Genomic DNA, 26,130 nt, shown 5'->3' with positions numbered 1-26,130 from the left:
TCAGCTAGTTTACGGTGAGGAAGTAGGCTTGCTGCCTAGATTTGTTCGCCTGAATAGCCTCGTCTGGTGGGAGCTGGTCAGATGGTTGCTGAACGAAGAGAGCTCTGTGTCTTGGGCGGTCGAGCCATCTCTAATCGATATCTTGGACATTAGCCTGGGTTCAAGTGGGGGCGCTTTCAGAAGGTATCTTCTTAGCTGCCTGCTCAGCCAGAACCTCTCGAGCCTGCTCCTCGATGAAATCAAACACCTCTTCCGGGACGCTGTACTGGAACTGCTTGCGGCGATTGCGCGAGACGATGCCGTTGTTGCTCAGGCACATCATCACCAGTTGCGCCAGGTCGCTGCCACGGACGTCGTAGTGTGCGTCGACGGCCTTGAATACCAGGTCGTAGGCCTGGAGGCATTCGGTTTCTTCATGGAGTTCGACTTCCAGCGCCTGCCTGGCCATCTCCAGGGTGAAAGCTACGCACGGTGTCGCGTCCCAGTAGCGGTAAATCCCCTCATTTCCGGTGAACTCGAAGCTCAGGTCATCCGCATCGAGCCACAGTACCCGCCAGAATTCGCGGGCGGGGCGCGAGAAGCTTTGCAGTGCTTCGAGATAGCGCTGTTCCTCGCGCTTCATCGCCACCGAGACGGGTAGCAGCAGGCCGTGGCTCATGGCGCCGCTTCGGCATAGCGCCTGATGGATCAGGAAGCGGGACAGGCGTCCGTTGCCATCCATGAAGGGGTGCAGGAAGACGAAGCCGAACGAGATGATGCCGGCAGCGACCAGTGGATCGATTCGCATGGGGGCTTCGTTGGCGAACTGCATCAGTTCGCCCATCAGGTCTCGGCAGAGCTCGGGAGGTGGGGGAACATAGGTCACGCCTGCAGCGCCACGCAGACCGTTGCTCAGGTGGTTCTGTTCGTGGCGAAAGGCGGCCGCCCGGTTGAAGGGATTGCTGATCGTGCTGTTCTGCAGAGCGACCAGGTAGTCCTCGGTCAGCGGTTGACGCTCATGGGCTTGCCGCAGGAGCTGGACGAAGCGCTCGGCCTTGTCCGCGTTGGGGGCTTCGCGCTCGATGGCGAACGAGTCCTGGGTTTCGTACAGGTAGGCCCAGCTCAGGACCCTGTCCATCATGCCTGCCGGCAGCGATCCGATGAACTCCCGCGACTTGCCGAGAATGTCCAGTTCCAGCAGCGCCTTGATCTCGGGTGTGCGCTCGACCGTTGCGCAGTAATGGAGTGTACCGAGGCCATTGAAGTCCACCCGCCAGCGGGCATTGCGCTGCGCAGGGCCGGTGACGTAGCGGGCTGGGTCGAACAACGGGGTTGTTGCACCTTTCGGACTCGCATCATGGGGTAGCCGGGTTCCGCTGAAGGCCTCCCAGAGGTAGCAGGCCTTGCGGATATAGGCGCCGCTGGGAGCCTTGCGAAGCTCGGCCAGCATGGTGGCGGCTTAAGGCCTGGGCCAGTACGCCCAGGTTGATTCCCTCGTGCTTCAGGGCGAACAGTACGTGGGCACAGCAATCGCCTGGCGGCGGAGCGAGGCGTTGGGGAACTGCGAGTTCGCGGCCCAACGGTTCGATCCGTGTGACAGGCCTGATCGCCGCGGGACGCTGAATCGGGAAGACTTTCAGCTTCAGGGCTTCGACCAGAAAGGCATAGCCGACGAACTGGCTCTCCATTCTGTGCTCCTGGCTAGAGATTTTTTAACTGCATGAACATTATTTGAAATGCAGGTGCCTGGATAGACAAAATTTTACGAATGCCAGGGGGGAGGCTTCCAGGCAGGCCCGACCATTTCAGCACAGCCCAAAACGAAAAGGCCCAGGTATTCACCTGGGCCTTCGTATATGGCGCATCCGGCGGGATTCGAACCCACGACCCCTGCCTTCGGAGGGCAGTACTCTATCCAGCTGAGCTACGGATGCGTATGGCCGCGCCTGGCGCGGCAGGCGGCAATCATACGCATCTGATCGGGCGGCGTCCATCGCTTGGCAGGTGCGCCGGCGATTTCGCGAATGGCCTGCCGCCCGTCGGCCGGGGCTGGCCTGGAGGCGCCGGGTGGCATGTACTTTCGTTGGTTTTTTCGAACGACCCCTTGCCCTTTGGGGGATGGGGCCCTAGGATGCGTTTGACATTTCAAACGCCCACCACAACAACAGGAGACAGGGGAATTGGCGTCACAGTACCCGGCCTCGTGCCAGTGGGATGACCGACTTCCGTACTGCCTGGCGAATGCACGCGATGCCGTGCAGCAGCCGACTCCTGCAGTGGTGGCGTTTCCGCAGCGTATCCCGTCCATGGACCTCCCGGTTGACCCGACCGGCTACGGCTACCGCCGTGGTCCGTTTTCGCGCGCCCGTGCGCGACGATCGGTGACCGTGCGCTAGCGCCGGTGCCGTCCGCCAGGCGGGCGGCGCGGCGGGACGATGGAACGGGTGGGGCGAGCGCCCCTCCAATGCTTCCCGGACAACAAGAGCAGGCGGGTGTAGTCGAGGTAGACCCGCTGCTTATGGCTTTCCTCGAAGGAGACTGGTCATGCAACTCAATGATGCCAAGCTGTTCCGCCAACAGGCCTATATCGACGGTTCCTGGGTGGACGCCGACAGCGGTCAGACCATCAAGGTCAACAACCCGGCCACCAACGAGATCATCGGCACCGTGCCGAAGATGGGCGCCGCCGAAACCCGCCGCGCCATCGAGGCTGCCGAGAAGGCCCTGCCGGCCTGGCGTGCGCTGACCGCCAAGGAGCGCGCCAACAAGCTGCGCCGCTGGTTCGAGCTGATGATCCAGAACCAGGACGACCTGGCCCGCCTGATGACCATCGAGCAGGGCAAGCCGCTGGCCGAAGCCAAGGGCGAGATCGCCTACGCCGCCTCCTTCCTCGAGTGGTTCGGCGAGGAAGCCAAGCGCATCTATGGCGACACCATTCCCGGCCACCAGCCGGACAAGCGCATCATCGTGATCAAGCAGCCGATCGGCGTCACCGCGGCCATCACCCCGTGGAACTTCCCCTCGGCGATGATCACCCGCAAGGCCGGCCCGGCCCTGGCCGCCGGCTGCACCATGGTGCTGAAGCCCGCTTCGCAGACACCGTACTCCGCCCTGGCCCTGGCCGAGCTGGCCGAGCGCGCCGGCATTCCGAAAGGCGTGTTCAGTGTGGTCACCGGCAGCGCCGGCGAAGTTGGCGGCGAGCTGACCAGCAACCCGATCGTGCGCAAGCTGACCTTCACCGGTTCGACCGAGATCGGCCGCCAACTGATGGCCGAATGCGCCAAGGACATCAAGAAGGTCTCCCTGGAGCTGGGCGGCAACGCGCCCTTCATCGTCTTCGACGATGCCGACCTGGACGCCGCCGTCGAAGGCGCGCTGATCTCCAAGTACCGCAACAACGGCCAGACCTGCGTGTGCGCCAACCGCCTGTACGTGCAGGACGGCGTGTACGACGCCTTCGTCGAGAAGCTCAAGGCCGCCGTGGCCAAGCTGAACATCGGCAACGGCCTGGAAAGCGGCGTGACCACCGGCCCGCTGATCGATTCCAAGGCCGTGGCCAAGGTCGAAGAACACATCGCCGATGCCGTGGGCAAGGGCGCCAAGGTCGTCGCCGGCGGCAAGCCGCATGCCCTGGGCGGCACCTTCTTCGAGCCGACCATCCTGGTCGACGTGCCGAAGAACGCCCTGGTGTCCAAGGACGAGACCTTCGGCCCGCTAGCGCCGGTGTTCCGCTTCAAGGACGAGGCCGACGTCATCGCCATGTCCAACGACACCGAGTTCGGCCTGGCCTCCTACTTCTACGCCCGTGACCTGGGCCGCGTGTTCCGCGTGGCCGAGGCCCTGGAATACGGTATGGTGGGCATCAACACCGGCCTGATCTCCAACGAGGTCGCCCCCTTCGGCGGCATCAAGGCCTCGGGCCTGGGGCGCGAGGGTTCGAAGTACGGCATCGAGGACTACCTCGAGGTCAAGTACCTCTGCCTGGGCGGCATCTGATTTCCCGTGGACGCGCGGGTGGCAGGCAAGAGCCGGCAGCCACCCACGCGTCGGCGTTTTCCGGTGGTGGCACCGGACAACCCACCCGGCGGGCCGCAAGTGCCGCGACAGTCGATCATCGTATGCTGTCGCGAGTGGCTTCTCCCCGTCTTCATCCTTTGACCCGGCCGCCCGATGAGCGGCCACTGAGGAAGCTATGAGCAAAACCAACGAATCCCTGCTGCAACGCCGTCAGGCCGCCGTTCCGCGCGGCGTGGGCCAGATCCACCCGGTCGTCGCCGAGCGCGCCGAGAACGCCACCGTGTGGGACGTCGAGGGTCGCGAATACATCGACTTCGCCGGCGGCATCGCAGTACTGAACACCGGCCACCTGCACCCGAAAGTGGTCGCCGCCGTTCAGGAGCAACTGACCAAGCTGTCCCACACCTGCTTCCAGGTGCTGGCCTACGAGCCCTACATCGAGCTGGCCGAAGAGATCGCCAAGCGCGTGCCGGGCAACTTCCCGAAGAAGACCCTGCTGGTCACCTCCGGCTCCGAAGCGGTCGAGAACGCCGTGAAGATCGCCCGCGCCGCCACCGGCCGTGCCGGCGTGATCGCCTTCACCGGCGCCTACCACGGCCGCACCATGATGACCCTGGGCCTGACCGGCAAGGTGGTTCCGTACTCCGCCGGCATGGGCCTGATGCCGGGCGGCATCTTCCGCGCCCTGGCGCCGTGCGAACTGCACGGCATCAGCGAAGACGAGTCGATCGCCAGCATCGAGCGCATCTTCAAGAACGACGCGCAGCCGCGTGACATCGCCGCCATCATCATCGAGCCGGTACAGGGCGAGGGTGGCTTCTACGTCAACTCCAAGCCGTTCATGCAGCGCCTGCGCGCCCTGTGCGACGAGCACGGCATCCTGCTGATCGCCGACGAAGTGCAGACCGGCGCCGGCCGCACCGGCACCTTCTTCGCCACCGAGCAGCTGGGCATCGTCCCGGACCTGACCACCTTCGCCAAGTCCGTCGGCGGCGGCTTCCCGATCTCCGGCGTTGTCGGCAAGGCCGAGATCATGGACGCCATCGCCCCCGGTGGCCTGGGCGGCACCTACGCCGGCAGCCCGATCGCCTGCGCAGCGGCCCTGGCCGTGCTGAAGGTGTTCGACGAAGAGAAGCTGCTGGAGCGTTCGCAAGCCGTTGGCGAAACCCTGAAGGCCGGCCTGCGCGACATCCAGGCCAAGCACAAGGTGATCGGCGACGTCCGTGGCCTGGGTTCGATGGTCGCCATCGAGCTGTTCGAAGGCGGTGACGTGAACAAGCCGGCTGCCGAGCTGGTCAGCAAGATCGTCGTGCGTGCTCGCGAGAAGGGCCTGATCCTGCTCTCCTGCGGCACCTACTACAACGTGATCCGCTTCCTGATGCCGGTAACCATCCCGGACGCCCAGCTGCAGAAAGGCCTGGCCATCCTGGCCGAGTGCTTCGACGAACTGGCCTGACAGGCTCGTTCGGCAGTACCGGAGAGGGCCCGCGCAAGCGGGCCCTTTCTTTTATCCGGGCCTGCGCCGCGGCTGCGTCGCCGTGCCGCATCTACCCCCTTGGTCGTATCGGAGAGCGCCGCGGCGTCAGCTATCCTGTCCTGCGCGCGATGCCGTCCGGCCCGCCCTCTGGCAGGCGCCTTGCGACTCGGTTAAGGTGCGCGCGCATCTGCGAGAGGATCTCCATGACAGCACTCAGCGCAGCGCCGGCCGTTCTGGTCGCCGCCGCCGACCCCTGGAACCGCGAACTGCTCGGCCAACTGGTACTGAGCGTGCGTTGCGACGCGGCCGTCGAATACTGCGAGGACGGCGACCAGGCCGTCCAGGCCTGCCGGCTGCGCGCCTTCGGCCTGGTGCTGGCCGAGCAGGAACTGGCCGGCACCGATGGCATCGACCTGCTCCGCCACCTGCGCCGCAGCCGCCGTGGGGCGGGTGCGCCGGACTTCATCCTGATCAGCGCCAAGGCCGATGCGGCCAGCGTGCGCGCGGTGCTGCCGCTGGCGCCCAGCGCCTACTTGGTCAAGCCGTTCAATGCCGAGGACCTGCGCCAGCGCCTGCGCAGCCTGCTGCTGGAGCCGGGGCAGGAAGTCAGTTGCGCCGTGCCCCGGGGGCTTACCGGCAGCCTGGCCGAGTTCCTCGCCGAGGCGCGCGACGCCGCCGAGGGCGCGCCTCTGCTGGCTGCGGTGGGCGAGGCGGCGAGCCGCTGCCTGAGCTGCGAAGGGGCCAGCCTGGAGCAGATGGAGGAAGAATTCGGCCGCGACCCGCAGATCACCGCCTGCCTGATCGCCGCGGCCAACAGCGCCGCGCGGCACGTCGGCATGCCCTGCCTGACCCTCGCCCAGGCGCTGGCCCGCCTCGGCCTGGCCCAGGCCTGCAACCTGGTGCTGGGGCTCAGCCTGGAGCACGCCGCGCAACTCGCCGAGCCGCGCCTGAAGGAGCGCGCCGCGGCATTCTGGGCGCTTTCCCAGCGCACCGCCGATGCTGCCCAGGCTCTGGCCGAGAGCCTCGACGTCGACGCGCCGCGCTGCTACACCGCCGGCCTGCTGCATTGCCTGGGCGACCTCGCGGTGCTGCGCACCCTGGAGGAATGGTGCCGGCGCGGCGGGGCGCTGGAGGACCAGGAGATCGACGACAGCCTCAAGGCCTTCGGCGCCAGCTTCGGCTCCACGCTGCGTGCACGCTGGCGCCTGCCGCTGGAGCTGCGCGGGCTGGTCGCCGCCTGCTACGGCATGGGCAGCGGGGTGTTCTCGCGCAAGGCGCTGGTGCTCAACCTGGCGGCCAGGGCGGCACGCCTGCCGGCGTCCCAGTCCGGGCTGCTGAAGGAGGAGAAGGCGCTGCGGATGCTCGGGCTGGGGCCGATGGAGCTGCAGTTGCTGCAGAAGTTCTGTGGGGCCGAGGAGCCAAGCGCTTCGTAGGATCAGCCGTTTCCGGCTGCACGAGGTGCTCTTCGTAGGAGCGGAACTTTTCCGCGATAGCCGGAGGTTTCGGCGCGATTCGCGGATGAGATCCGCTCCTACGCTGCCCCACCCACGCCATTTCCTTGTAGGAGCGCGCCCTGCGCGCGAAATCGCGGGCAGGGCCCGCTCCTACAGGCTGCCCCGAGGCATGGCGTTCCTACTCGTAGGAGCGGAACTTTTCCGCGATAGCCGGAGGTTTCGGCGCGATTCGCGGATGAGATCCGCTCCTACGCTGCCCCACCCACGCCATTTCCTTGTAGGAGCGCGCCCTGCGCGCGAAATCGCGGGCAGGGCCCGCTCCTACAGGCTGCCCCGAGGCATGGCGTTCCTACTCGTAGGAGCGGAACTTTTCCGCGATAGCCGGAGGTTCCGGCGCTATTCGCGGATGAAATCCGCTCCTACGCTGCCCCACCCGCACCATTTCCTTGTAGGAGCGCGCCCTGCGCGCGAAATCGCGGGCAGGGCCCGCCTACCGTTCACAGCAAGGCATGGACCGCGCGCGGACAATAAAAAACGCCGCTTCCCCTCGCGGGAAGCGGCGTTCCTTTGTGGCTGACGCGCTAACGCCTCAGCGCTTGGCCAGCAGCTCCCTGCCACGCGCCACGGCGGCGCGGACCTGGGCCGGGGCGGTGCCGCCGATGTGGTCGCGGGCGTTCACCGAGCCTTCCAGGGTCAGCACGGCAAACACGTCGTCGTCGATCTGGTCGCTGAACCGGCGCAGCTCGTCCAGGCTCATTTCGGCCAGGTCCTTGCCGCTGTCCACGCCGTATTTCACCGCGTGGCCGACGATCTCGTGGCAGTCGCGGAAGGGCAGGCCCTTGCGCACCAGGTAGTCGGCCAGGTCCGTGGCGGTGGAGAAGCCGCGGCGGGCCGCCTCGCGCATGATCTCGCGCTTGGGCTTGATGGCCGGGACCATGTCGGCGAAGGCGCGCAGGCTGTCGCGCAGGGTGTCGGCGGCGTCGAACAGCGGTTCCTTGTCTTCCTGGTTGTCCTTGTTGTACGCCAGCGGCTGGCCCTTCATCAGCGTCAGCAGGCCGGTGAGGTGGCCGAACACCCGGCCGGACTTGCCGCGCACCAGTTCCGGCACGTCGGGGTTCTTCTTCTGCGGCATGATCGAGGAGCCGGTGCAGAAGCGGTCGGGCAGGTCGATGAACTGGAACTGCGCGCTGGTCCAGAGCACCAGCTCCTCGGAGAAGCGCGACAGGTGCATCATCGCCAGGGAGGCGGCGGCGCAGAATTCGATGGCGAAGTCACGGTCGGACACGCCATCCAGCGAGTTGCCGGAGATCGCTTCGAATCCCAGCAGTTCGCAGGTGATTTCCCGCTGGATCGGGTAGGTGGTGCCGGCCAGCGCGGCGCTGCCCAGGGGCATGCGGTTGGTGCGCTTGCGGCAGTCCACCAGGCGCTCGTAGTCGCGGCTGAGCATCTCGAACCAGGCCAGCAGGTGGTGGCCGAAGGTCACCGGCTGGGCGGTCTGCAGGTGGGTGAAGCCGGGCATGATGGTGTCCGCCTCGGCTTCGGCCAGGCCCAGCAGGCCCTGCTGCAGGCGGGTGATCTCGGCGAGGATGGTGTCGATCTCGTCGCGCAGCCACAGGCGGATGTCGGTGGCCACCTGGTCGTTGCGGCTGCGGCCGGTGTGCAGCTTCTTGCCGGTGACGCCGATGCGGTCGGTCAGGCGCGCCTCGATGTTCATGTGCACGTCTTCCAGGTCGACGCGCCAGTCGAAGCTGCCGGCCTCGATCTCGACCTGGATCTGCTTCAGGCCGTCGATGATGGCGTCACGCTCGGCGTCGGTCAGCACGCCGGCCCGGGCCAGCATGGTGGCGTGGGCGATGGAGCCCATGATGTCGTGGCGGTAGAGTCGCTTGTCGAAGTCGACGGAGGCGGTGAAGCGGGCGACGAAGGCGTCGACGGGTTCGCTGAAGCGGCCGCCCCAGGACTGGTTGGTCTTCTCTACGCTCATGGATCTCTCTCGCGGAAACAGGGAGGCGCGTGCGGCGCCTGCAGGAAGGGCAAAGTCCGACGATAATAGCAGGCTGAAGGTCAAAAACGGCGTGCGCTTCGACGGGTGTGGCGGGGGGAGCCAGGGTGGCCGCCCCAGCCGGGCGCGGCGCAGTCGACATTTCGGTGCTCGAATTCGCCCGGCGGGCTGCGATCCGCTTGCCGAGGCGCGGAGGCTTGCGGAAACTTCGGCGATGCCAAACCAAGCCAAGACCGGCGCCCAGCCGGCAACCCACGACGATTTCTTCATCCCCGAACTGTGCCAGAGCGAGGCGCTGTTCAGCCTGGTCCTGCTGGCCGAGCTGCTGGTGCTGGTGCTGGTGCTGGCCGAGCCGATGACGCCCAGCTTCAACTGGGTGCGCCTGGCCCTGGCCTCGCTGTTCGTGCAGTGGATAGTGCTGCTCTCGGCCGGCCTGCTGTGCCGCCTGCGGCCGCTGTTGGCGCGCTGGCCGGCGTGGGGTGCGGGGCTGGCCAGCTGCCTGCTGGTGGTGCTGCTCACCCTCGGCTGCACCGCGGTGGCCGACTACTACGCCCTGGGCGGGCCGTTGTCGATCAAGGGCGAGGTCAACCTGTACCTGCGCCATGCCTTGATCGCCCTCATCATGTCGGCCTTGTTGCTACGCTACTTTTACTTGCAGAGCCAATGGCGCAGGCAGGAACAGGCCGAGCTGCGCGCGCGCATCGAGTCGTTGCAGGCGCGCATCCGCCCGCACTTCCTGTTCAACAGCCTGAATAGCATCGCCAGCCTGATCGAGCTGGACCCGGGCAAGGCCGAGCAGGCGGTGCTGAACCTGTCGGACCTGTTCCGCGCCAGCCTGGCCAAGCCGGGGACTTTAATTTCCTGGGGGGAGGAACTGGAGTTGGCCAGGCGCTATCTTTCCATAGAGCAGTATCGCCTGGGCGACCGGCTGCAACTGGACTGGCAGGTGAGCGGCGTGCCCGACGGCGTGCCCATCCCGCAGTTGACCCTGCAGCCACTGTTGGAGAATTCATTGATCTACGGTATCCAGCCGCGCATCGAAGGCGGCCTGGTGAAGGTTGAGGCGGACTATCGTGACGGTGTGTTCCAGTTGTGCGTGAGCAACCCTTACGACGAGTCGACGCAGACGCTGCCCACGAAGGGGACCAAGCAGGCGCTGCAGAATATCGCAGCGAGAATTGCGGCACTTTTCGGGCCAAAAGCGAGTCTCAGCGTCGAACGCCGTGACGGACGGCACTACACCTGTCTACGCTATCCATGTGCGCGTCTCATGCAGGAAGCCTGAGCTTATGAATGTCCTGATCGTCGATGACGAACCCCTGGCGCGCGAGCGCCTGGCCCGACTGGTGGGGCAACTGGACGGCTACCGCGTCCTCGAACCCTCCGCCAGCAACGGCGAAGAAGCGCTGGCGCTGATCGACAGCCTGAAGCCGGATATCGTCCTGCTGGATATCCGCATGCCCGGCCTGGACGGGCTCCAGGTCGCCGCCAAGCTGTGCGAGCGCGAAGCCCCCCCGGCGGTGATCTTCTGCACCGCCCACGATGAATTCGCCCTGGAGGCCTTCCAGGTCAGCGCGGTCGGCTACCTGGTCAAGCCGGTGCGCGCCGAGGACCTGGCCGAGGCCCTGAAGAAGGCCTCCAGGCCCAACCGCGTCCAGCTGGCGGCGTTGACCAGGCCGCCGGCCGCCGGCGGCCCCGGCCCGCGCAGCCACATCAGCGCGCGGACGCGCAAGGGCATCGAGCTGATCCCCCTGGAGGACGTGATCTTCTTCATCGCCGACCACAAGTACGTGACCCTGCGCCACGCCGGCGGCGAAGTGCTGCTGGACGAACCGCTGAAGGCCCTGGAGGACGAGTTCGGCGAGCGCTTCGTGCGCATCCACCGCAACGCCCTGGTCTCGCGCGAGCGCATCGAGCGCCTGCAGCGCACCCCGCTGGGGCATTTTCAGCTTTACCTCAAGGGCCTGGACGGCGACGCCCTGACCGTGAGCCGGCGGCATGTCGCCGGGGTGCGGCGGTTGATGCATAACTTGTGAGGCTGCAGGCTTCAGGCGGCAGGCTGCAGGCATAGGCGCAGCTGGTTTGCAGGCTGCGCCGAGTTGCTTTTCGTAGGAGCGAGCTTGCTCGCGAACCGCATGGCGCCGTTTGTTCGCGAGCAAGCTCGCTCCTACAGCGGTGATGTAGGCGCGGGCTTGCCAGTGAACCCTGATCCCGGGGATGGCCCGAGCGGGGTGGGCTGAAAGCCTGCCTTGGCGTCGCAGGGGGGAAAGCCTGGGGGCCGAAGCCTGTTATCATCCCCCGCAGTCCCTTGTCCCGGAATTGCCCATGTCGTCCCGCGAAATCCGAATCGCCACCCGTCAGAGCGCATTGGCCCTGTGGCAGGCCGAGTACGTCAAGAGCCGCCTTGAGCAGGCCCACCCCGGCCTGCGCGTGAGCCTGCTGCCGATGACCAGCCGCGGCGACAAGCTGCTCGATGCCCCGCTGGCGAAGATCGGCGGCAAGGGCCTGTTCGTGAAGGAACTGGAGACCGCCCTGCTGGAGGGCGCGGCCGACATCGCCGTGCACTCCATGAAGGACGTGCCCATGGACTTCCCCGAGGGCCTGGGCCTGTACTGCATCTGCGAGCGCGAGGATCCGCGCGACGCCTTCGTCTCCAACACCTACGCCAGCCTCGCCGAGCTGCCCGCCGGCAGCGTGGTCGGCACCTCCAGCCTGCGCCGCCAGGCGCAGCTGCTGGCCAGCCGCCCGGACCTGCAGATCCGCTTCCTGCGCGGCAACGTCAACACCCGTCTGGCCAAGCTCGACGCCGGCGAGTACGACGCCATCATCCTCGCCGCCGCCGGGCTGATCCGCCTCGGCTTCGAGGCGCGCATCCGCTCCGCCATCGGCGTGGAGGACAGCCTGCCGGCCGGTGGCCAGGGTGCCGTGGGCATCGAATGCCGCAGCGCCGATACCGAGATCCACGCGCTGCTGGCGCCGCTGCATCACGCCGACACCGCGCTGCGGGTGACCGCCGAGCGCGCGTTGAACAAGCGCCTCAATGGCGGCTGCCAGGTGCCCATCGCCTGCTACGCCGTGCGCGAGGGCGAGCAGCTGTGGCTGCGCGGCCTGGTCGGCCAGCCCGACGGCGCGCAGCTGCTGCGCGCCGAAGCCCGCGCGCCGCTGGCCGAGGCCGAGGCGCTGGGCGTGAAGGTCGCCGAAGACCTGCTGGGGCAAGGCGCGGCCGACATCCTCGCCGCTGTCTATGGCGAGGCCGGCCCGCAGTGAGCCACTGGCGCCTGCTGCTGACGCGGCCGCAGGAAGAGTGCGTGGCCCTGGCCGCCAGCCTGGCCGAGCACGGCGTGGCCAGCGCCAGCCTGCCGTTGCTGGCCATCGAGCCCCTGGAAGAAACCCCCGAGCAGCGCAGCCTGCTGCTCGACCTGGACCGCTACTGCGCCGTGGTGGTGGTCAGCAAGCCCGCCGCGCGCCTGGGCGTGGAGCGCATCGACCGCTTCTGGCCGCAGCCGCCGGCGCGCCAGGACTGGTTCGCGGTCGGCGCGGCCACCGCGGCTATCCTCGATGACTACGGCCTGCGCGTGCACTACCCGGAGCACGGCGACGACAGCGAGGCGCTGCTGGCGCTGCCGGCCCTGGCGCGGGCCCTGGAGGTGCCGGGGCCGCGGGTGCTGATACTGCGCGGCGAAGGTGGCCGAGAATTCCTCGCCGAGCGCCTGCGCGGCCAAGGTGTGGCCGTGGATTATCTGGAACTCTACCGCCGCGTCCTGCCGGCCTACCCGGCGGGCGAACTGGCGCGGCGGGTGCGTGACGAAACGCTGAACGGCCTGGTGGTGAGCAGTGGCCAGGGCCTGGAGCACCTGCTGCGCGTGGCCGGGGAGGACTGGCCGCAACTGGCCGGGCTACCCTTGTTCGTGCCCAGCCCGCGGGTTGCCGAACTGGCCCGCGACGCCGGTGCGCGACGCGTGATCGATTGCCGCGGGGCGAATGCCGCGGCCTTGCTGGAGGCGCTCAGGGGCGCCGACGAAGAATAATTTCCGAGCGAAGGATGGACCTGTGAGCGAAGCCGTCACTCCCCAAGACACCCCGCAAGATACCCCCGTCGAGCCGACCCCGCCCGCTCCGGCCCGGTCTGGCAACGGCCTGGCCCTGCTCGCCCTGCTGGTCGGCGTCGCCGGCCTCGGCGTCGGTGGCTGGGGGCTGTGGCAGACGCAGCAGCTGCAGGCCCGCGACCAGGCCCGCGCGCAGCAGCTGGAAGAGGCCCGCAGCCAGGCCCAGAGCCTGCTGAACCACAACGGCGCGCTGGACAAGCGCCTGGACGCGCTGCCCAGCGCGGACGAGCTGGAAGCCCGCCGGCGCCTGGTGGTCGAGCTGCAGGGCGACCAGCAGCAGCTGGCCCAGCAGTTCAAGCAGGTCCTCGGGCAGAGCCGCCAGCAGTGGCGCCTGGCCGAGGCCGAGCACCTGATGCGCCTCGCCTCGCTGCGCCTCTCCGCGCTGCAGGACATCGACAGCGCCACCCAGCTGGTGCAGGGCGCCGACGACATCCTCCGCGCGCAGAACGACCCGGGCGCCTTCGCTGCCCGCGCACAACTGGCCAAGAGCCTGGAGGCACTGCGCAGCCTGCCGCAGCCGGACCGCACCGGGCTGTTCCTGCAGCTCGGCGCGCTGCGCGAACAGGCCGCCCAGCTGCAACCGCTGGAGCCGAGCTTCAAGGAAGGCCCGGGCAAGGTCTCGACCACCGCCTGGGGCGATGGCAGCAGCACTCTGGACCAGTGGTGGGAGCGCATCTCGCGCTACGTGCGCATCGACTTCAACGCCGGCCAGGACGTGCGCCCGCTGCTTTCCGGGCAACAGCTGACGCGGGTGCGCCTGGCCCTCAGCCTGGCCCTGGAGCAGGCGCAGTGGGCCGCGCTCAACGGGCGCCAGGAAGTCTACGAGCAGGCGCTGAAGCAGGCGCGGCAGATCCTTGGCGACTTCTTCAACGCCGACCTCGCCGACAGCCGCGCCCTGGGCCTGCGCATCGACGAACTGGCGCAGCAGCCGGTGGCCGTCCAGGCGCCGGACCTGAACCCGGCGCTGAGCGCCCTGCAGGCCTACGTGGTGCGCCGCGACCAGGCCGCCGCCGACCAGCAGCAGGCGCCCGCCGCGCCCCAGGCGGAGGGCAGCCAATGAGCCGCGTCTACCTGCTGGTCCTGGCCCTGGTGGTGGCCGCCACCCTGGTCGGCCTGGCCATCGCCGAGCAGTCGGGCTACGTGCTGATCGCCTACAAGAGCTTCCGCTACGAATCCAGCCTATGGACCTTCCTCGCCCTGCTGGCGCTGGTGTGGCTGCTGTACCTGGCGGTACGCCTGGTGCTGCGCCTGCTCGGCGTGTCCGGGCGGGTGGTCAACCCCTGGTCGCGCTTCAACCGCCGGCGCCGCGCCGAGATGGCCGAGGAGCACGGCCAGCGCGACCTCGCCGAGGGCCACTGGGCCCCGGCCCTGCGCCACCTGCGGCGCGCCGCCGAACTGAGCGAGCGCAGCCTGCCCAGCTACCTGGGCGCGGCCCGCGCGGCCAACGAACTGGGGCGCTTCGAGGAGTGCGACCAGGTACTCGACCGCGCCCTCGAACGCCAGCCCGGCACGGCCCTGGCCGTGGGCCTGACGCGCGCGCAACTGCTGATCAACCGCGGCGCCTTCGAGCCGGCCCGCGCGGTGCTGGTGAAGCTGCACGAGGAACACCCGCGCCACCCCACGGTGCTGCGCCTGCTCCAGCAGCTCTACGTCAGCCTGCAGGACTGGCGCCCGCTGCTGGCCCTGCTGCCGGAACTGCGCAAGGAGCGGGTGCTGGAGAACGCCCAGCTCAGCGATCTGGAGCGCCGCGCCTGGATCGCCGCCCTGGAAGCCGCCGGCGAGCAGGGCCTGGGGCAGGGCGAGACGGCCCTGCAGCCGCTCACCCAGACCTGGCAGAACCTGCCGGCCAACCTGCGCGCCCAGCCACTGCTGGTCGCCGCCTATGCCCAGCAGTTGCTGCGCCTGGGCGCGCCCGAGGAGGCGGAGAAGGTCCTGCGCCAGGCCCTCAAGGAAGGCTACGACGAGCGCCTGATGCTGCTCTACGGCAAGGCCCGCGGCAGCGACCCGGCGCGCCAGTTGCAGAACGCCGAGGCCTGGCTGAAGAAATACCCCGACGACCCCGTCCTGCTCCTGTCCCTGGGCCGCCTGTGCCTGGCCGACAAGCTCTGGGGCAAGGCCCGCGACTACCTGGAGGCCAGCCTGGCCCGCCAGCACAGCGCCGAGACCTGCGCCGAGCTGGCGCGGCTGCTGGCGCACCTGGGGGAGACCGAACGCAGCAACAGGCTGTTCCAGGAAGGCCTGGGCCTGTTCGGCGCGCCCGTGGGCAGTGCCGTCCAGTTGCCTGCGAAGGTGTAGGAAGGTTCGGATGAAACGCGGCGCCCTGGGGCGCCGCTTTCGTTTGTAACTGACAGCGACCGCCTACTTGCCGACGTAGCGGATGCGGTAGATCGCCCCGGCCATGTCGTCGCTCACCAGCAGCGAACCGTCCCTGGCCACCAGCACGTCGGCGGGCCGCCCGAGCACTTCCTCGCCGGGCTGCAGCCAGCCCTCGGCGAACAGGCTCTGGCGCTTGAGCGAGCCGTCGGCGTTCAGCTCCACCCGCACCACCCGGTAGCCGACCTTGCGGCTGCGGTTCCACGAGCCGTGCTCGGCGATGAAGACGTTGCCGCGGTACTCGGCGGGGAACTGCCCGCCGCTGTAGAAGCGCATGCCCAGGGCCGCCACGTGGGCGCCGAGGCCGGCCACCGGCGCCACGAAGGCCGAGCAGGGGCGCTGGGCGAATTCCGCGTCGGCGATGCGCCCGGCATGGCAGTCCGGGTAGCCGAAGTCGTCGCCGGCCCTGGTCACGCGGTTCAGTTCGTCGTCGGGCTGGTCGTCGCCGAGCAGGTCGCGGCCGTTGTCGGTGAACCACAGCCGGCCCCGGGCATCCCAGTCGAAGCCCACGGTATTGCGCACGCCGTAGGCCACCACCTCGCGCTGGCTGCCGTCCACCGCCATGCGTTGCAGGTTGGCGTAGCGCTCGCGGTCCGGACGGCAGATGTTGCAGGGCGCGCCCACCGGCACGTAGAGCTTGCCGTCGGGGCCGAAGGCGATGAACTTCCAGCCGTGGTGGGTTTCCGTGGGGAACTCGGGGGGCAGCGCCTCGGGTGCCGGCGGCGCGTCCAGGTGCGTCTCGATGTCGCGCAGCACGTAGAGGCGGCTGACGGCCGATACGTACAGGTCGCCCCGGTGGAAGGCCACGCCGCTGGGCATCTTCAGGCCGCTGGCGATCACTTGCGGACGCCGCTCGCCGGGGCGCAGGGCGTACACCTTGCCGGCTTCGCGGCTGCCGATGAAGAGCGTGCCCCCGTCGCCCAGGGCCATGGCGCGGGCGTTGGGGACCTGGTCGCTGAGCACCTCGATGCGGAACCCCTCGGGTACCTTGAGTCGCTCCACCACCGAGGCGGCGAATGCGCCGGGGAGGGGGACGAGCAACAGCGCGGCGAGTAGGATCAACTGTCGACGCATGGTAGGAATTCCCTGATGGCTGTCCGGCCCAGTCTAGCCCGCCGCCTTGAAAGCCCCGCGGAATTTCCTCTACCGTAGCGGCCTTTCCGAAAATGCCGTGCCACTGGAGCCGCCATGAACCTGGCCAGCCCGCGTTCCCTGTTCTTCCTCGCCTTCCTCGCCTGCGCCGCCATGCTCGGCGCCGGCTTCTACCTGCAGTACGTGGTCGGCCTGGAGCCCTGCCCGCTGTGCATCGTGCAGCGCATCTTCTTCGCCGGCGCCGGGCTGTTCTCGCTGATCGCCGCCCTGCACGGCCGCGGCCGGCGCACCTACGCGGTGCTGGTGCTGCTCTGCTCGCTGGCCGGCGCCGGTACCGCGGGCCGGCAGATCTGGCTGCAGACCCTGCCGCCGGACCAGTTGCCGTCGTGCCTGCCGCCGCTGGACTACATGATGCAGACCATGCCCTACGCGGACATCCTCTGGACCATGTTCCACGGCTCGGCCGACTGCGCCGAGGTGACCTGGACGCTGCTGAGCCTGAGCATCCCGGAGTGGAGCCTGCTGGCCTTCGTCGGCTTCGCCCTGTTCGCCGTCTACCAGTTCCTGCGTCGCGGCTGATTGCCGCGGGGCGCCACGACCCACCGCGGCGCGAAGCCAGCGCCGCCGCGGCCTGCCGATTAAACGCTCGTATGAATTTTCCCGCGAAAGGTGTCTTGAAGCCGACATCCCACGGGCATACTCTGGTCTTCCGCACCGCCGGAATCCCGCCATCAGAGCGCTAGAAGGCCGGCGAGTGCATGCATTCGACAGAGAATTGTCCCGGGGTGGAACCCGCCGGGACAGGCCGAGGGAAGCGAGGACAAGATGCTCGAGAGCTGCCGCAATGCCCAGGAACGTTGGGGAGGCGTCCACCAGCTGATCGACCGCTGGTTGCGTGACCGCCAGGAACTCATCCAGGCCTTCGATTCGCTATCCGGCACCCAGGCGCCCGCGGTCAATGGCGAGGGGCTGGAGAACTTCTGCCAGCGCCTGGTCGACTACGTCTCCGCCGGCCACTTCGAGGTCTACGAACAGCTGATGGACGAGGCCAAGGCCTTTGGCGATGCGCGCGGCCTGGAACTGGCCAAGCAGATCTACCCGCGCCTGGAAGCCATCACCGCCGCCGCGCTGAACTTCAACGACCGCTGCGACAACGGCGATTGCCGCGAAGGCACTTGCCTGACCAGCGCATTGAAGACCCTGCGCCAGGAATTGCACGAGCGTTTCGAGCTTGAGGATTGCCTGATCGAGGTGCTGCACAACGCCCACGAGCAGCGCACGGTCAACGCCTGATTCCCGCGGGCGAACGAAGGGGCGCGGTCCTTGCAGACGCGCCCTTTTTTCATGCCTGGAAAAAACCGTTGGAGCGGCTGAAAGCCCCGTGCCATGCGGCTTACGGCTCTTCTGGAGTTCGCCTCCGGGGGCTTCGCGGCGGCGGCATGCGGCGGCGTTGACGAGGGTGTCGATGGGGGAGGCGCGCCCGAGGCGGGTTGCCCAGCCTGTGGAAAAACGGCTGCAGATTGTGCCTGGCGCGGGTTTCAGCTTTATGGGGGCGTTGGCGAGAGGGGCTGTGCGGGTCTAGTATGGGCGCAACCACGTACGCCAGGAGGCACGTCATGTCGGCCAACAAGAAACCTGTCACTACTCCCTTGCATCTGCTGCAGCAACTTTCCCACAGTCTGATCGAGCATCTGGAGACCGCCTGCAAGCAGGCCCTGGTGGACTCCGAGAAACTGCACGCCAAGCTGGAAAAACAACGCGCCAAGGCGCAGGACAAACTGCACAAGGCACGCACCAAGCTGCAGGAAGCGGGCAAGTCCGGGAAGGCCAAGGCACAAGCCAAGGCCAAGGCCGGTATCGCGGAGCTGGAAGAGGTGCTGGAAACCCTGAAGGGCCGCCAGGCGGAAACCCGTGCCTACATCGCCAGCCTCAAGCGCGACGTCCAGGAAAGCCTGAAGCTGGCCCAGGGCGTGAGCAAGGTGAAGGAAGCGGTCGGCAAGTCCCTGGCCGCCCGCAAGCCGGTTGCCGCCGCCAAGCCCGTCGCCGCCAAGCCGGTGGCCAAGGCTGCCGCTGCGAAGCCCGCTGCCAAGGCCGTTGCCGCCAAGCCGGCTGCCAAAGCTGCTGCTGCGAAGCCCGCCGCCAAGCCGGCTGCCAAAGCTGCTGCTGCGAAGCCCGCCGCCAAGCCGGCTGCTAAAGCTGCCGCTGCCAAGCCCGCCGCTAAACCGGTCGCCAAGGCTGCTGCTGCCAAGCCTGCCGCTAAACCGGTTGCCAAGGCTGCCGCTGCCAAGCCGGCTGCCAAAGCTGCTGCCAAGCCCGCCGCCAAACCGGCTGCCAAAGCTGCTGCTGCCAAGCCTGCCGCTAAACCGGCTGCCAAGGCTGCTGCTGCCAAGCCTGCCGCTAAACCGGTTGCCAAGGCTGCCGCTGCCAAGCCGGCTGCCAAAACTGCTGCCGCCAAGCCCGCCGCGAAGCCGGCTGCCAAAGCTGCTGCCAAGCCCGCCGCCAAACCGGCCGCCAAGCCCGCCGCTGCCAAGCCTGCCGCCAAACCGGCTGCCAAGCCCGCCGCTGCGAAGCCCGCCGCGAAACCGGCTGCCAAGCCTGCTGCTGCGAAGCCCGCCGCCAAACCGGCCGCCAAGCCCGCCGCTGCGAAGCCTGCCGCGAAACCGGCCGCCAAGCCCGCCGCTGCGAAGCCTGCCGCGAAACCGGCCGCCAAGCCCGCCGCTGCGAAGCCCGCTGCCAAACCGGCCGCCAAGCCCGCCGCTGCGAAACCCGCCGCAGCCAAGCCTGCAGTGCCCGCTGCCGCCCCGGCTGCTGCTCCCGCAGCCCCGGCCGCGTCGACCGCTCCGGTCGCCAGCGCAGCACCGGCTCCGGTAGCGCCGAGCGCTCCGGCCGCCACGCCGAGCAGCGCTTCCTAAGGCGCCGCTCGCGAAGCCGCCGCGGTGCGCAGCTGTTGCAGCGCGCCGCGGCGTGCCTTCCCCGCTTCGCCGGCGCAGCCCTGCAGCCAGGCGTCCAGTTCGTCCCTGTCTTCTTCGGCCCAGTCCCGTCCCGCTTCCGCCAACCGCTCCAGTTGCAGGCGTTCGGCGCGCAGCTCCAGGGTTTTCAGGGTTTCCCGCAATTCTTCCAGATGGGCGTCGTTCCTCGCTCTGGCCTTCCATTGCTGGCGCAAGGTACGCAGGGGCCTGACCACCTCGTTCTGCCAGCCGGCGGAGGCCTTCGCCAGGGCGTCCAGGCGTTGTTCGCCGCAGGCCACGCCACGGGCGCCGAACCAGGCCCCGGCCAGCAGCAGGCAGACGTCGGCGCCGGCCTCCTGCAATGCCAGGCAGGCCGCCTCGCAGTCCGGTTGCGCATAGAGGTCCAGGGCGAACGACCAGATATCTTCTGTCATAGGGCTCCCACAGCGGTTGCGCGGCGAAGCTGATAAACTCCGCCGCCATGATTCGACTACAAAATCTTACGCTACAGCGTGGCCCCCAGCGCTTGCTGGAAGGTGCCGAACTGACCTTGCATGCCGGCCAGAAGGTCGGCCTGATCGGCGCCAACGGCGCCGGCAAGTCGAGCCTGTTCGCGCTGCTGCGCGGCCAGCTCGGCCAGGACGCCGGCGACTGCCGCATCCCCGCCGACTGGCGCATCGCGCACATGCGCCAGGAGGTGGACAACCTCGAGCGCCAGGCCGTGGACTACGTCCTCGACGGCGACGTGCGCCTGCGCGAGATCCAGGCGCAGCTGGCCACCGCCGAGCACGCCCACGATGGCGCCGCCGTGGCGCGCCTGCACACCGAGCTGGACAACGCCGACGGCTACACCGCCGACGCGCGGGCGCGCAAGCTGCTGGCCGGCCTGGGCTTCTCCGCCGAGCAGATGGAGCGCCGCGTCGGCGACTTCTCCGGTGGCTGGCGGATGCGCCTGAACCTGGCCCAGGCGCTGATGTGCCCGTCCGAGCTGCTGCTGCTCGACGAACCCACCAACCACCTCGACCTCGACGCCATCCTCTGGCTCGAGGAGTGGCTCAAGGGCTACCCGGGCACGCTCGTCCTCATCTCCCACGACCGCGACTTCCTCGACGCCGTGGTCGACCACGTGGCGCACCTGGAGCAGCGCAAGCTGACCCTCTACCGCGGCGGCTACTCGGCCTTCGAGCGCACCCGCGCCGAACGCCTGGCGCAGCAGCAGCAGGCCTACGAGAAGCAGCAGGCGCAACGCGCCCACATGGAAAAGTACATCGCCCGCTTCCGCGCCCAGGCCACCAAGGCGCGCCAGGCGCAGAGCCGCATCAAGGCCCTGGAGCGCCTGGAGGAGCTGGCCCCGGCCCACGTCGACTCGCCCTTCGACTTCGTCTTCCGCGAGTCGGACAGGATCTCCAGCCCCCTGCTCGACCTCGCCGAGGCGCGCCTGGGCTATGGCGACAAGACGGTGCTGGAGAAGGTCAAGCTGCAACTGGTGCCCGGCGCGCGCATCGGCCTGCTGGGTCCCAACGGCGCCGGCAAGTCGACGCTGATCAAGACCCTTTCCGGCGACCTGCCGCTGCTGGCCGGGCACCTGGCGCGCGGCGAGAACCTCGCCATCGGCTACTTCGCCCAGCACCAGCTCGACTCGCTGGACGCCAAGGCCAGCCCGCTGCTGCACCTGCAGCGCATCGCCCCCGGCGAGCGCGAGCAGACCCTGCGCGACTTCCTCGGCGGCTTCGACTTCCGCGGCGCGCGCTGCGACGAGCCGGTGCTGAACTTCTCCGGCGGCGAGAAGGCGCGCCTGGCGCTGGCCCTGATCGCCTGGCAGAAGCCCAACCTGCTGCTGCTCGACGAGCCGACCAACCACCTCGACCTGGAGATGCGCCTGGCCCTGACCATGGCCCTGCAGGAGTTCTCCGGGGCGGTGGTGGTGGTGTCCCACGATCGCCACCTGCTCAAGAGCACCACCGACCAGTTCCTGCTGGTGGCCGACGGCCGCGTGCAGGACTTCGACGGCGACCTCGACGACTACGCCCGCTGGCTGGTGGACTTCCGCGCGCGCCAGGCACCGGCCGTCAACGCCGGCGCGGCGCCCGCCGAGAAGACCGACAGGCGCGCCCAGCGCCAGGCCGCCGCCGCGCTGCGCCAGCAGCTGGCGCCGCACAAGCGCGAGGCGGACAAGCTGGAGAAGGAGCTCGGCGGCCTGCACGAGAAGCTCGCCGCGCTCGAGGAGACGCTCGGCGACAGCGCCCTCTACGAAGCCGCGCGCAAGGACGAGCTGCGTGACCTGCTGGCCCGGCAGGCGGCGCTGAAGACGCGCGAGGCCGAGGTCGAGGAAGCCTGGCTGGTGGCCCTGGAAACCCTGGAGAACCTCCAGGCCCAGCTCGAAGGGGCCGAGTGATGGAGGACCTGCCGCTGCTCGTCGCCTGGAGCGATCCGTTGCTGCGCGGCCTGCAGATCATCCTCATCCTGCTCCTGGCCTGGGTGCTGCAGCGCCTGGTGGCGCGCGGCCTCAACCGCCTGGCCCAGCGCTACCCGCTGCCCCACGAGCTGCTGCTGCCGCTGCGCGGCGGCCTGCGCTGGCTGATCATGGGCTCGGCGCTGATGATGGTGCTGGAGCGCCTGGGGGTGTCCGCCCAGGTGCTGTGGACCGCGCTGACCGGTTTCGTCGCGGTCGCCGCGGTGGCCTTCTTCGCCATCTGGAGCGTGCTCTCCAACCTGTTCTGCGCGGTGCTGATCTTCACCGTCGGCCCGTTCCGCCTGGGCGACCTGGTGGAGGTCATCGAGTCGGCCGACAAGGTCGGCGTGAAGGGCCGCGTCATCGCCATCAACCTGCTCTACACCACCCTCGAGGAAACCTTCGAGGACGGCACCAGCGCCCTGCTGCAGGTGCCCAACAGCCTGTTCTTCCAGAAGGCCATCCGCCGCTGGCGGGGGCCCGGGCTGAGCAACGGAAGATAACCACAACCCCTCCACACGGATACCCACGCACTATGGAATGGCTCGCTAGCCCCGAAATCTGGGTTGCCTTTCTGACCCTGACCGCCCTGGAGATCGTCCTGGGCATCGACAACATCATCTTCATCTCCATCCTGGTCAGCCGCCTGCCGGCGGCGCAGCAGCCCAAGGCAAGGTTCTTCGGCCTGGCCCTGGCGATGGGCACGCGGATCCTCCTGCTGCTGTCGATCACCTGGGTGATGCGCCTGACCGCCGACCTCTTCGAGGTGTTCGGCCAGGGCGTATCCGGGCGCGACCTGATCCTGTTCTTCGGCGGCCTGTTCCTGCTGTTCAAGAGCACCATGGAGATCTACCACAGCCTGGAAGGCGCCGAGGAAGGCGGGCAGGGCAGCGCCAAGAGCCGCGGCTTCATGGCAGTGATCATCCAGATCGCGATCATCGACATCATCTTCTCCCTGGACTCGGTGATCACCGCCGTGGGCCTGGTGCAGAACGTGCCGGTGATGATCGCCGCGATCGTCATCTCGGTCGGCGTGATGATGCTCGCCGCCGGCACCATCAGCGCCTTCATCGACCAGCACCCGTCGCTGAAGATGCTGGCGCTGTCCTTCCTCATCGTGGTCGGCACCGTGCTGGTGGCCGAGGCCTTCGAGGTCCACGTGCCCAAGGGCTACGTCTACTTCGCCATGGCCTTCTCGCTGGCGGTGGAAGCGCTCAACATCCGCCTGCGCGGCGCCCTGGCGCGCAAGCGCGGCGAAGAGCCGGTGAAGCTGCGCAAGGACCTGCCGAGCTGATTGGCCGGCCCGCGCCGGGCTTCCTCCGCACCTGTAGGAGCGGGCCCTGCCCGCGATTCGCGCGCAGGGCGCGCTCCTACAGGGGAACGCCGGAGTCACGTCGATGGGTATCGCTTCGCTCAACCCATCCTACGGGCGCGGAGTACCCGGAAAGAGGTTCTCTGTGACCAGGCCCGAAGCGCGCCTGGGATCAAGGTCAAACGGCGGATAACCGCGAACGGTTTCCGCCCTACACGGCAACGCGCGACTAGGGCACACTGGCCATCCGTAACAAGATCTTTCGCCACGAGGTCCACCATGCTCGCCAGTACCTGGTTCGCCTTCTTCATCGCCTGCTGGGTGATCAGCCTGTCGCCCGGCGCCGGGGCCATCGCCTCGATGTCCTGCGGCCTGCAGTACGGCTTCTGGCGCGGCTACTGGAACGCCCTGGGCCTGCAGATCGGCCTGGCCCTGCAGATCGCCGTGGTCGCCGCCGGCGTCGGCGCGCTGCTGGCCACCTCGGCGCTGGCCTTCAGCGTCATCAAGTGGTTCGGCGTGGTCTACCTGGCCTACCTCGCCTGGCGCCAGTGGAGCGCCGCGCCGCAGGTGATGCAGGCCGACGCCGAGCGCCCCATCGGCCGCCCGCTGAGCCTGGTGCTGCGCGGCTTTCTGGTCAACGCCAGCAACCCCAAGGCGGTGATCTTCATGCTCGCCGTGCTGCCGCAGTTCGTCGACCTGCACCGGCCGATGGCCATCCAGTACGTGATCATGGGCGCCACCATGATCTGCGTCGACCTGATCGTCATGGCCGGCTACACCGGGCTGGCCGCGCGGGTCCTGCGCGCGCTGCGCTCGCCGCGCCAGCAGCGGCTGATGAACCGCACCTTCGCCAGCCTGTTCCTCGGCGCCGCCGCGCTGCTGGCCACCGTCCGCCGCGCCCCGGTCTGATGCCGACGGGCGCCGCCTAGGCGGGGCCATGGTGGCGGAGTAGTATTGGCGCCCTCCATTCTCATTCGCCTTTCGCCATGCGCCTTCCAACGCTTCTCATTTGGCTGCTGCCGCTGCTTTGCGGCGCCAGCCTCACGGCTCTGGCCGACGCCCCGGTCGACCCTTCCCAGGCCCTGCACCTGCTGAGCTACCTGGCTGCCGACTACCCGCCGACGGTGAACGCCGGGCAGGTGGTCGACGCCACCGAATACCAGGAACAGCTGGAGTTCGCCGGCCAGTTGCAGGCGCTGCTGCTGGCCCTGCCGGCGCGCCCCGAGCGGGCCGACCTTGAGCGCGAGGTGGCCGGCCTGCGCCGCGCCATCGAGCAGCGCCAGCCCGGCGCCCTGGTGGCGCAGCAGGCGCGGCACCTGGAAGCGCGCCTGGCGGACGTCTACCAGGTGGTGCAGACCCCGGCCATCACCCCCGATCCGGCCCGCGGCGCGCCCCTCTTCGCCCAGCAGTGCTCGATCTGCCATGGCGACGCCGGCAAGGGCGACGGCCCGGCGGGCATCGGCCTGCAGCCGCCGCCGGCCGACCTCACCGCCCGCGCGCGCCTGGACCAGCTGAGCCTCTACGACCTGCGCACGGTCATCGGCCTGGGCGTCGCCGGCACCGACATGCCGGCCTTCGCCGACCAGTTGGACGAGCGCCAGCGCTGGGACCTGGCGGCCTACGTCGCCGGCCTGAGCGCCACCGCCGCCCAGCCCGACGGCGCCCACGCCTACCCGCTGGCCAGCCTGGCCACCCAGACCCCGGCAGAAGTGGCCGCCCGCGATGGCGACGCCGCCGCGCAGAGCTTCCGGGCCCTGCGTGCGCACCCGCCGCTGGAGCACCGCGGCCCTGCGCAACTGATCGACTACACCGCCGCCACCCTGGACAAGAGCTTCGCCATCTACCGCCAGGGCGACCACGACCAGGCCTACGACCTGTCCGTGGCGGCCTACCTGGAAGGCTTCGAGCTGGTGGAAAGCTCGTTGGACAACGTCGACGCCACCCTGCGCAAGGCCACCGAGAAAGAGCTCATGGCCTACCGCCAGACGCTCCGCGACGGCCTGCCGGAAGCCCAGGTGGCGCAGCAGCTGGAGCGCGCCAAGGGCAAGCTGGGCGAAGCCGCCAAGGCGCTGAGCGGCGACTCCCTGAGCAGCACCATCAGCTTCGTCTCGGCCCTGCTGATCCTGCTGCGCGAGGGCGTGGAGGCGATCCTGGTGCTCGCCGCCATCCTCGCCTTCCTGCGCAACACCGGCCAGGAAGCCGCCACCCGCGGCGTGCACGTCGGCTGGGGCCTGGCCTTCGTCGCCGGCTTCGCCACCTGGGCGCTGGCGGCCTACGTGATCGACATCGGCGGCGCCCAGCGCGAGCTGATGGAGGGCTTCACCTCGCTGTTCGCCTGCGTGATGGTGCTCTGGCTCGGCGTGTGGATGCACGACCGCCGCCACGCCGCGGCCTGGCAGGACTACATCCGCAGCAGCCTGGTGGGCGGCGGCGGGCGCTTCGGCTTCGCCGTGCTGGCGTTCTTCTCGGTGTACCGCGAACTGTTCGAGGTCATCCTGTTCTACGAAACCCTCTGGCTGCAGGCCGGCCCGGCCGGGCACAGCGCGGTGATCGCCGGCGCCGGGTGCGCGGTGGTGCTGCTGATCGGCCTGGCCTGGGTGATCCTGCGCGGCTCGGCGAAACTGCCGCTGAAGCTGTTCTTCACCGTCAACGCCGCGCTGCTCTGCGCGCTCTCGGTGGTGTTCGCCGGGCATGGCGTGGTGGCCCTGCAGGAAGCCGGGGTGATCGGCACCCGCCCGGTGCCCTTCTTCGACTTCGACTGGCTGGGCATCAAGGCCGACGCCTATTCGCTGTCGGCCCAGGCCCTGGCGCTGCTGGCGGTGGCCGTGCTCTACGGGCGCAGCCTGCTGGCGGAGAGACGCAAGGCCGCCACGCTGCCCTGAGGCGGCGCGCGGCAAACCCCGACGGCCAGTGCGATA

Annotated in this window: 20 protein-coding genes, 1 tRNA gene and 1 pseudogene; 17 read left to right on the top strand and 5 right to left on the bottom strand. The window is 68.7% G+C overall.

Annotated features, from left to right (window positions below):
• Positions 1-160: 160 nt before the first annotated feature.
• Positions 161-1,667, bottom strand: a pseudogene (locus CHC02_RS08555) (Fic family protein).
• A 169-nt stretch (positions 1,668-1,836) separates the two neighbouring features.
• Positions 1,837-1,913 (bottom strand) — tRNA-Arg (locus CHC02_RS08550).
• A 610-nt stretch (positions 1,914-2,523) separates the two neighbouring features.
• Between CHC02_RS08550 and gabD the strand changes: the two genes are divergently transcribed.
• From gabD to CHC02_RS08535, 3 genes are all read left to right on the top strand, one after another.
• The gene (gabD, locus tag CHC02_RS08545; RefSeq protein WP_089391057.1) at positions 2,524-3,975 is read left to right on the top strand and encodes an NADP-dependent succinate-semialdehyde dehydrogenase; all 1,452 of its coding nucleotides are present in this window, start codon (positions 2,524-2,526) and stop codon (positions 3,973-3,975) included.
• A gap of 196 nt (positions 3,976-4,171) precedes the next feature.
• Positions 4,172-5,452: a 4-aminobutyrate--2-oxoglutarate transaminase gene (gene gabT / locus CHC02_RS08540; RefSeq protein ID WP_089391056.1), complete on the top strand. Its 1,281-nt coding sequence runs from the start codon at positions 4,172-4,174 to the stop codon at positions 5,450-5,452.
• Positions 5,453-5,676: 224 nt separating this feature from the next.
• Positions 5,677-6,906 (top strand): HDOD domain-containing protein, encoded by a 1,230-nt coding sequence (locus CHC02_RS08535; protein WP_089391055.1) that lies wholly within the window; start codon positions 5,677-5,679, stop codon positions 6,904-6,906.
• A gap of 610 nt (positions 6,907-7,516) precedes the next feature.
• Here the strand turns inward: CHC02_RS08535 and argH are convergent.
• On the bottom strand, positions 7,517-8,911 hold the full coding sequence (argH, locus tag CHC02_RS08530; RefSeq protein WP_089391054.1) for an argininosuccinate lyase: 1,395 nt from the start codon (positions 8,909-8,911) through the stop codon (positions 7,517-7,519).
• Between the two features lie 232 nt (positions 8,912-9,143).
• Between argH and CHC02_RS08525 the strand changes: the two genes are divergently transcribed.
• From CHC02_RS08525 to CHC02_RS08500, 6 genes are all read left to right on the top strand, one after another.
• Entirely contained in the window at positions 9,144-10,214 is a 1,071-nt protein-coding gene (locus CHC02_RS08525) for a sensor histidine kinase (RefSeq protein WP_089391053.1), read from the top strand.
• Between the two features lie 4 nt (positions 10,215-10,218).
• Complete coding sequence (gene algR, locus CHC02_RS08520) at positions 10,219-10,965, top strand: alginate biosynthesis regulator AlgR (RefSeq protein ID WP_089391052.1); 747 nt, start codon at positions 10,219-10,221, stop codon at positions 10,963-10,965.
• Between the two features lie 289 nt (positions 10,966-11,254).
• On the top strand, positions 11,255-12,196 hold the full coding sequence (hemC, locus tag CHC02_RS08515; RefSeq protein ID WP_089391051.1) for a hydroxymethylbilane synthase: 942 nt from the start codon (positions 11,255-11,257) through the stop codon (positions 12,194-12,196).
• Complete coding sequence (locus CHC02_RS08510) at positions 12,193-12,957, top strand: uroporphyrinogen-III synthase (RefSeq protein WP_089391050.1); 765 nt, start codon at positions 12,193-12,195, stop codon at positions 12,955-12,957. The genes hemC and CHC02_RS08510 overlap by 4 nt, the downstream gene beginning before the upstream one ends.
• Before the next feature lie 22 nt (positions 12,958-12,979).
• Positions 12,980-14,095: a uroporphyrinogen-III C-methyltransferase gene (locus tag CHC02_RS08505; RefSeq protein ID WP_089391049.1), complete on the top strand. Its 1,116-nt coding sequence runs from the start codon at positions 12,980-12,982 to the stop codon at positions 14,093-14,095.
• Complete coding sequence (locus CHC02_RS08500; protein WP_089391048.1) at positions 14,092-15,330, top strand: heme biosynthesis HemY N-terminal domain-containing protein; 1,239 nt, start codon at positions 14,092-14,094, stop codon at positions 15,328-15,330. The genes CHC02_RS08505 and CHC02_RS08500 overlap by 4 nt, the downstream gene beginning before the upstream one ends.
• A 63-nt stretch (positions 15,331-15,393) precedes the next feature.
• Here CHC02_RS08500 and CHC02_RS08495 read toward each other — a convergent pair whose 3' ends face one another.
• The gene (locus CHC02_RS08495) at positions 15,394-16,482 is read right to left on the bottom strand and encodes a PQQ-dependent sugar dehydrogenase (RefSeq protein WP_089391047.1); all 1,089 of its coding nucleotides are present in this window, start codon (positions 16,480-16,482) and stop codon (positions 15,394-15,396) included.
• 114 nt (positions 16,483-16,596) lie between these two features.
• On the opposite strand from CHC02_RS08495, the gene CHC02_RS08490 reads away from it, so the two are divergent.
• The 3 genes from CHC02_RS08490 to CHC02_RS08480 all read left to right on the top strand — a co-directional run bounded on the left by CHC02_RS08490 (position 16,597) and on the right by CHC02_RS08480 (position 19,412).
• Entirely contained in the window at positions 16,597-17,079 is a 483-nt protein-coding gene (locus CHC02_RS08490; RefSeq protein WP_089391046.1) for a disulfide bond formation protein B, read from the top strand.
• 246 nt (positions 17,080-17,325) lie between these two features.
• Positions 17,326-17,793, top strand: a complete 468-nt coding sequence (rsd, locus tag CHC02_RS08485) for a sigma D regulator (protein ID WP_089391045.1) — start codon at positions 17,326-17,328, stop codon at positions 17,791-17,793.
• A 323-nt stretch (positions 17,794-18,116) separates the two neighbouring features.
• Positions 18,117-19,412, top strand: coding sequence for an AlgP family protein (locus CHC02_RS08480; RefSeq protein ID WP_089391044.1), 1,296 nt, complete (start codon positions 18,117-18,119; stop codon positions 19,410-19,412).
• On the opposite strand, the gene CHC02_RS08475 is transcribed toward CHC02_RS08480, so the two are convergent.
• On the bottom strand, positions 19,409-19,882 hold the full coding sequence (locus CHC02_RS08475) for a TIGR02444 family protein (RefSeq protein ID WP_089391043.1): 474 nt from the start codon (positions 19,880-19,882) through the stop codon (positions 19,409-19,411). The genes CHC02_RS08480 and CHC02_RS08475 overlap by 4 nt on opposite strands.
• 47 nt (positions 19,883-19,929) lie before the next feature.
• On the opposite strand from CHC02_RS08475, the gene CHC02_RS08470 reads away from it, so the two are divergent.
• From CHC02_RS08470 to CHC02_RS08450, 5 genes are all read left to right on the top strand, one after another.
• Positions 19,930-21,843, top strand: coding sequence for an ATP-binding cassette domain-containing protein (locus tag CHC02_RS08470; protein ID WP_089391042.1), 1,914 nt, complete (start codon positions 19,930-19,932; stop codon positions 21,841-21,843).
• Positions 21,843-22,403 carry a mechanosensitive ion channel family protein gene (locus CHC02_RS08465; protein ID WP_089391041.1) on the top strand — a complete coding sequence of 187 codons (561 nt, stop codon included), beginning with the start codon at positions 21,843-21,845 and terminating at the stop codon, positions 22,401-22,403. Before CHC02_RS08470 ends, CHC02_RS08465 begins: the two co-directional genes overlap by 1 nt.
• Positions 22,404-22,435: 32 nt before the next feature.
• Positions 22,436-23,194 (top strand): TerC family protein, encoded by a 759-nt coding sequence (locus tag CHC02_RS08460; protein ID WP_089391040.1) that lies wholly within the window; start codon positions 22,436-22,438, stop codon positions 23,192-23,194.
• Between the two features lie 297 nt (positions 23,195-23,491).
• Positions 23,492-24,121: a LysE family transporter gene (locus CHC02_RS08455; protein ID WP_089391039.1), complete on the top strand. Its 630-nt coding sequence runs from the start codon at positions 23,492-23,494 to the stop codon at positions 24,119-24,121.
• 77 nt (positions 24,122-24,198) lie between these two features.
• Positions 24,199-26,094, top strand: coding sequence for a cytochrome c/FTR1 family iron permease (locus tag CHC02_RS08450; RefSeq protein WP_089391038.1), 1,896 nt, complete (start codon positions 24,199-24,201; stop codon positions 26,092-26,094).
• Positions 26,095-26,130: the final 36 nt, after the last annotated feature.

This window comes from Pseudomonas delhiensis, assembly GCF_900187975.1.
Classification (GTDB): domain Bacteria; phylum Pseudomonadota; class Gammaproteobacteria; order Pseudomonadales; family Pseudomonadaceae; genus Pseudomonas; species Pseudomonas delhiensis.
This window is presented reverse-complemented; position numbering and strand designations above follow the sequence as displayed.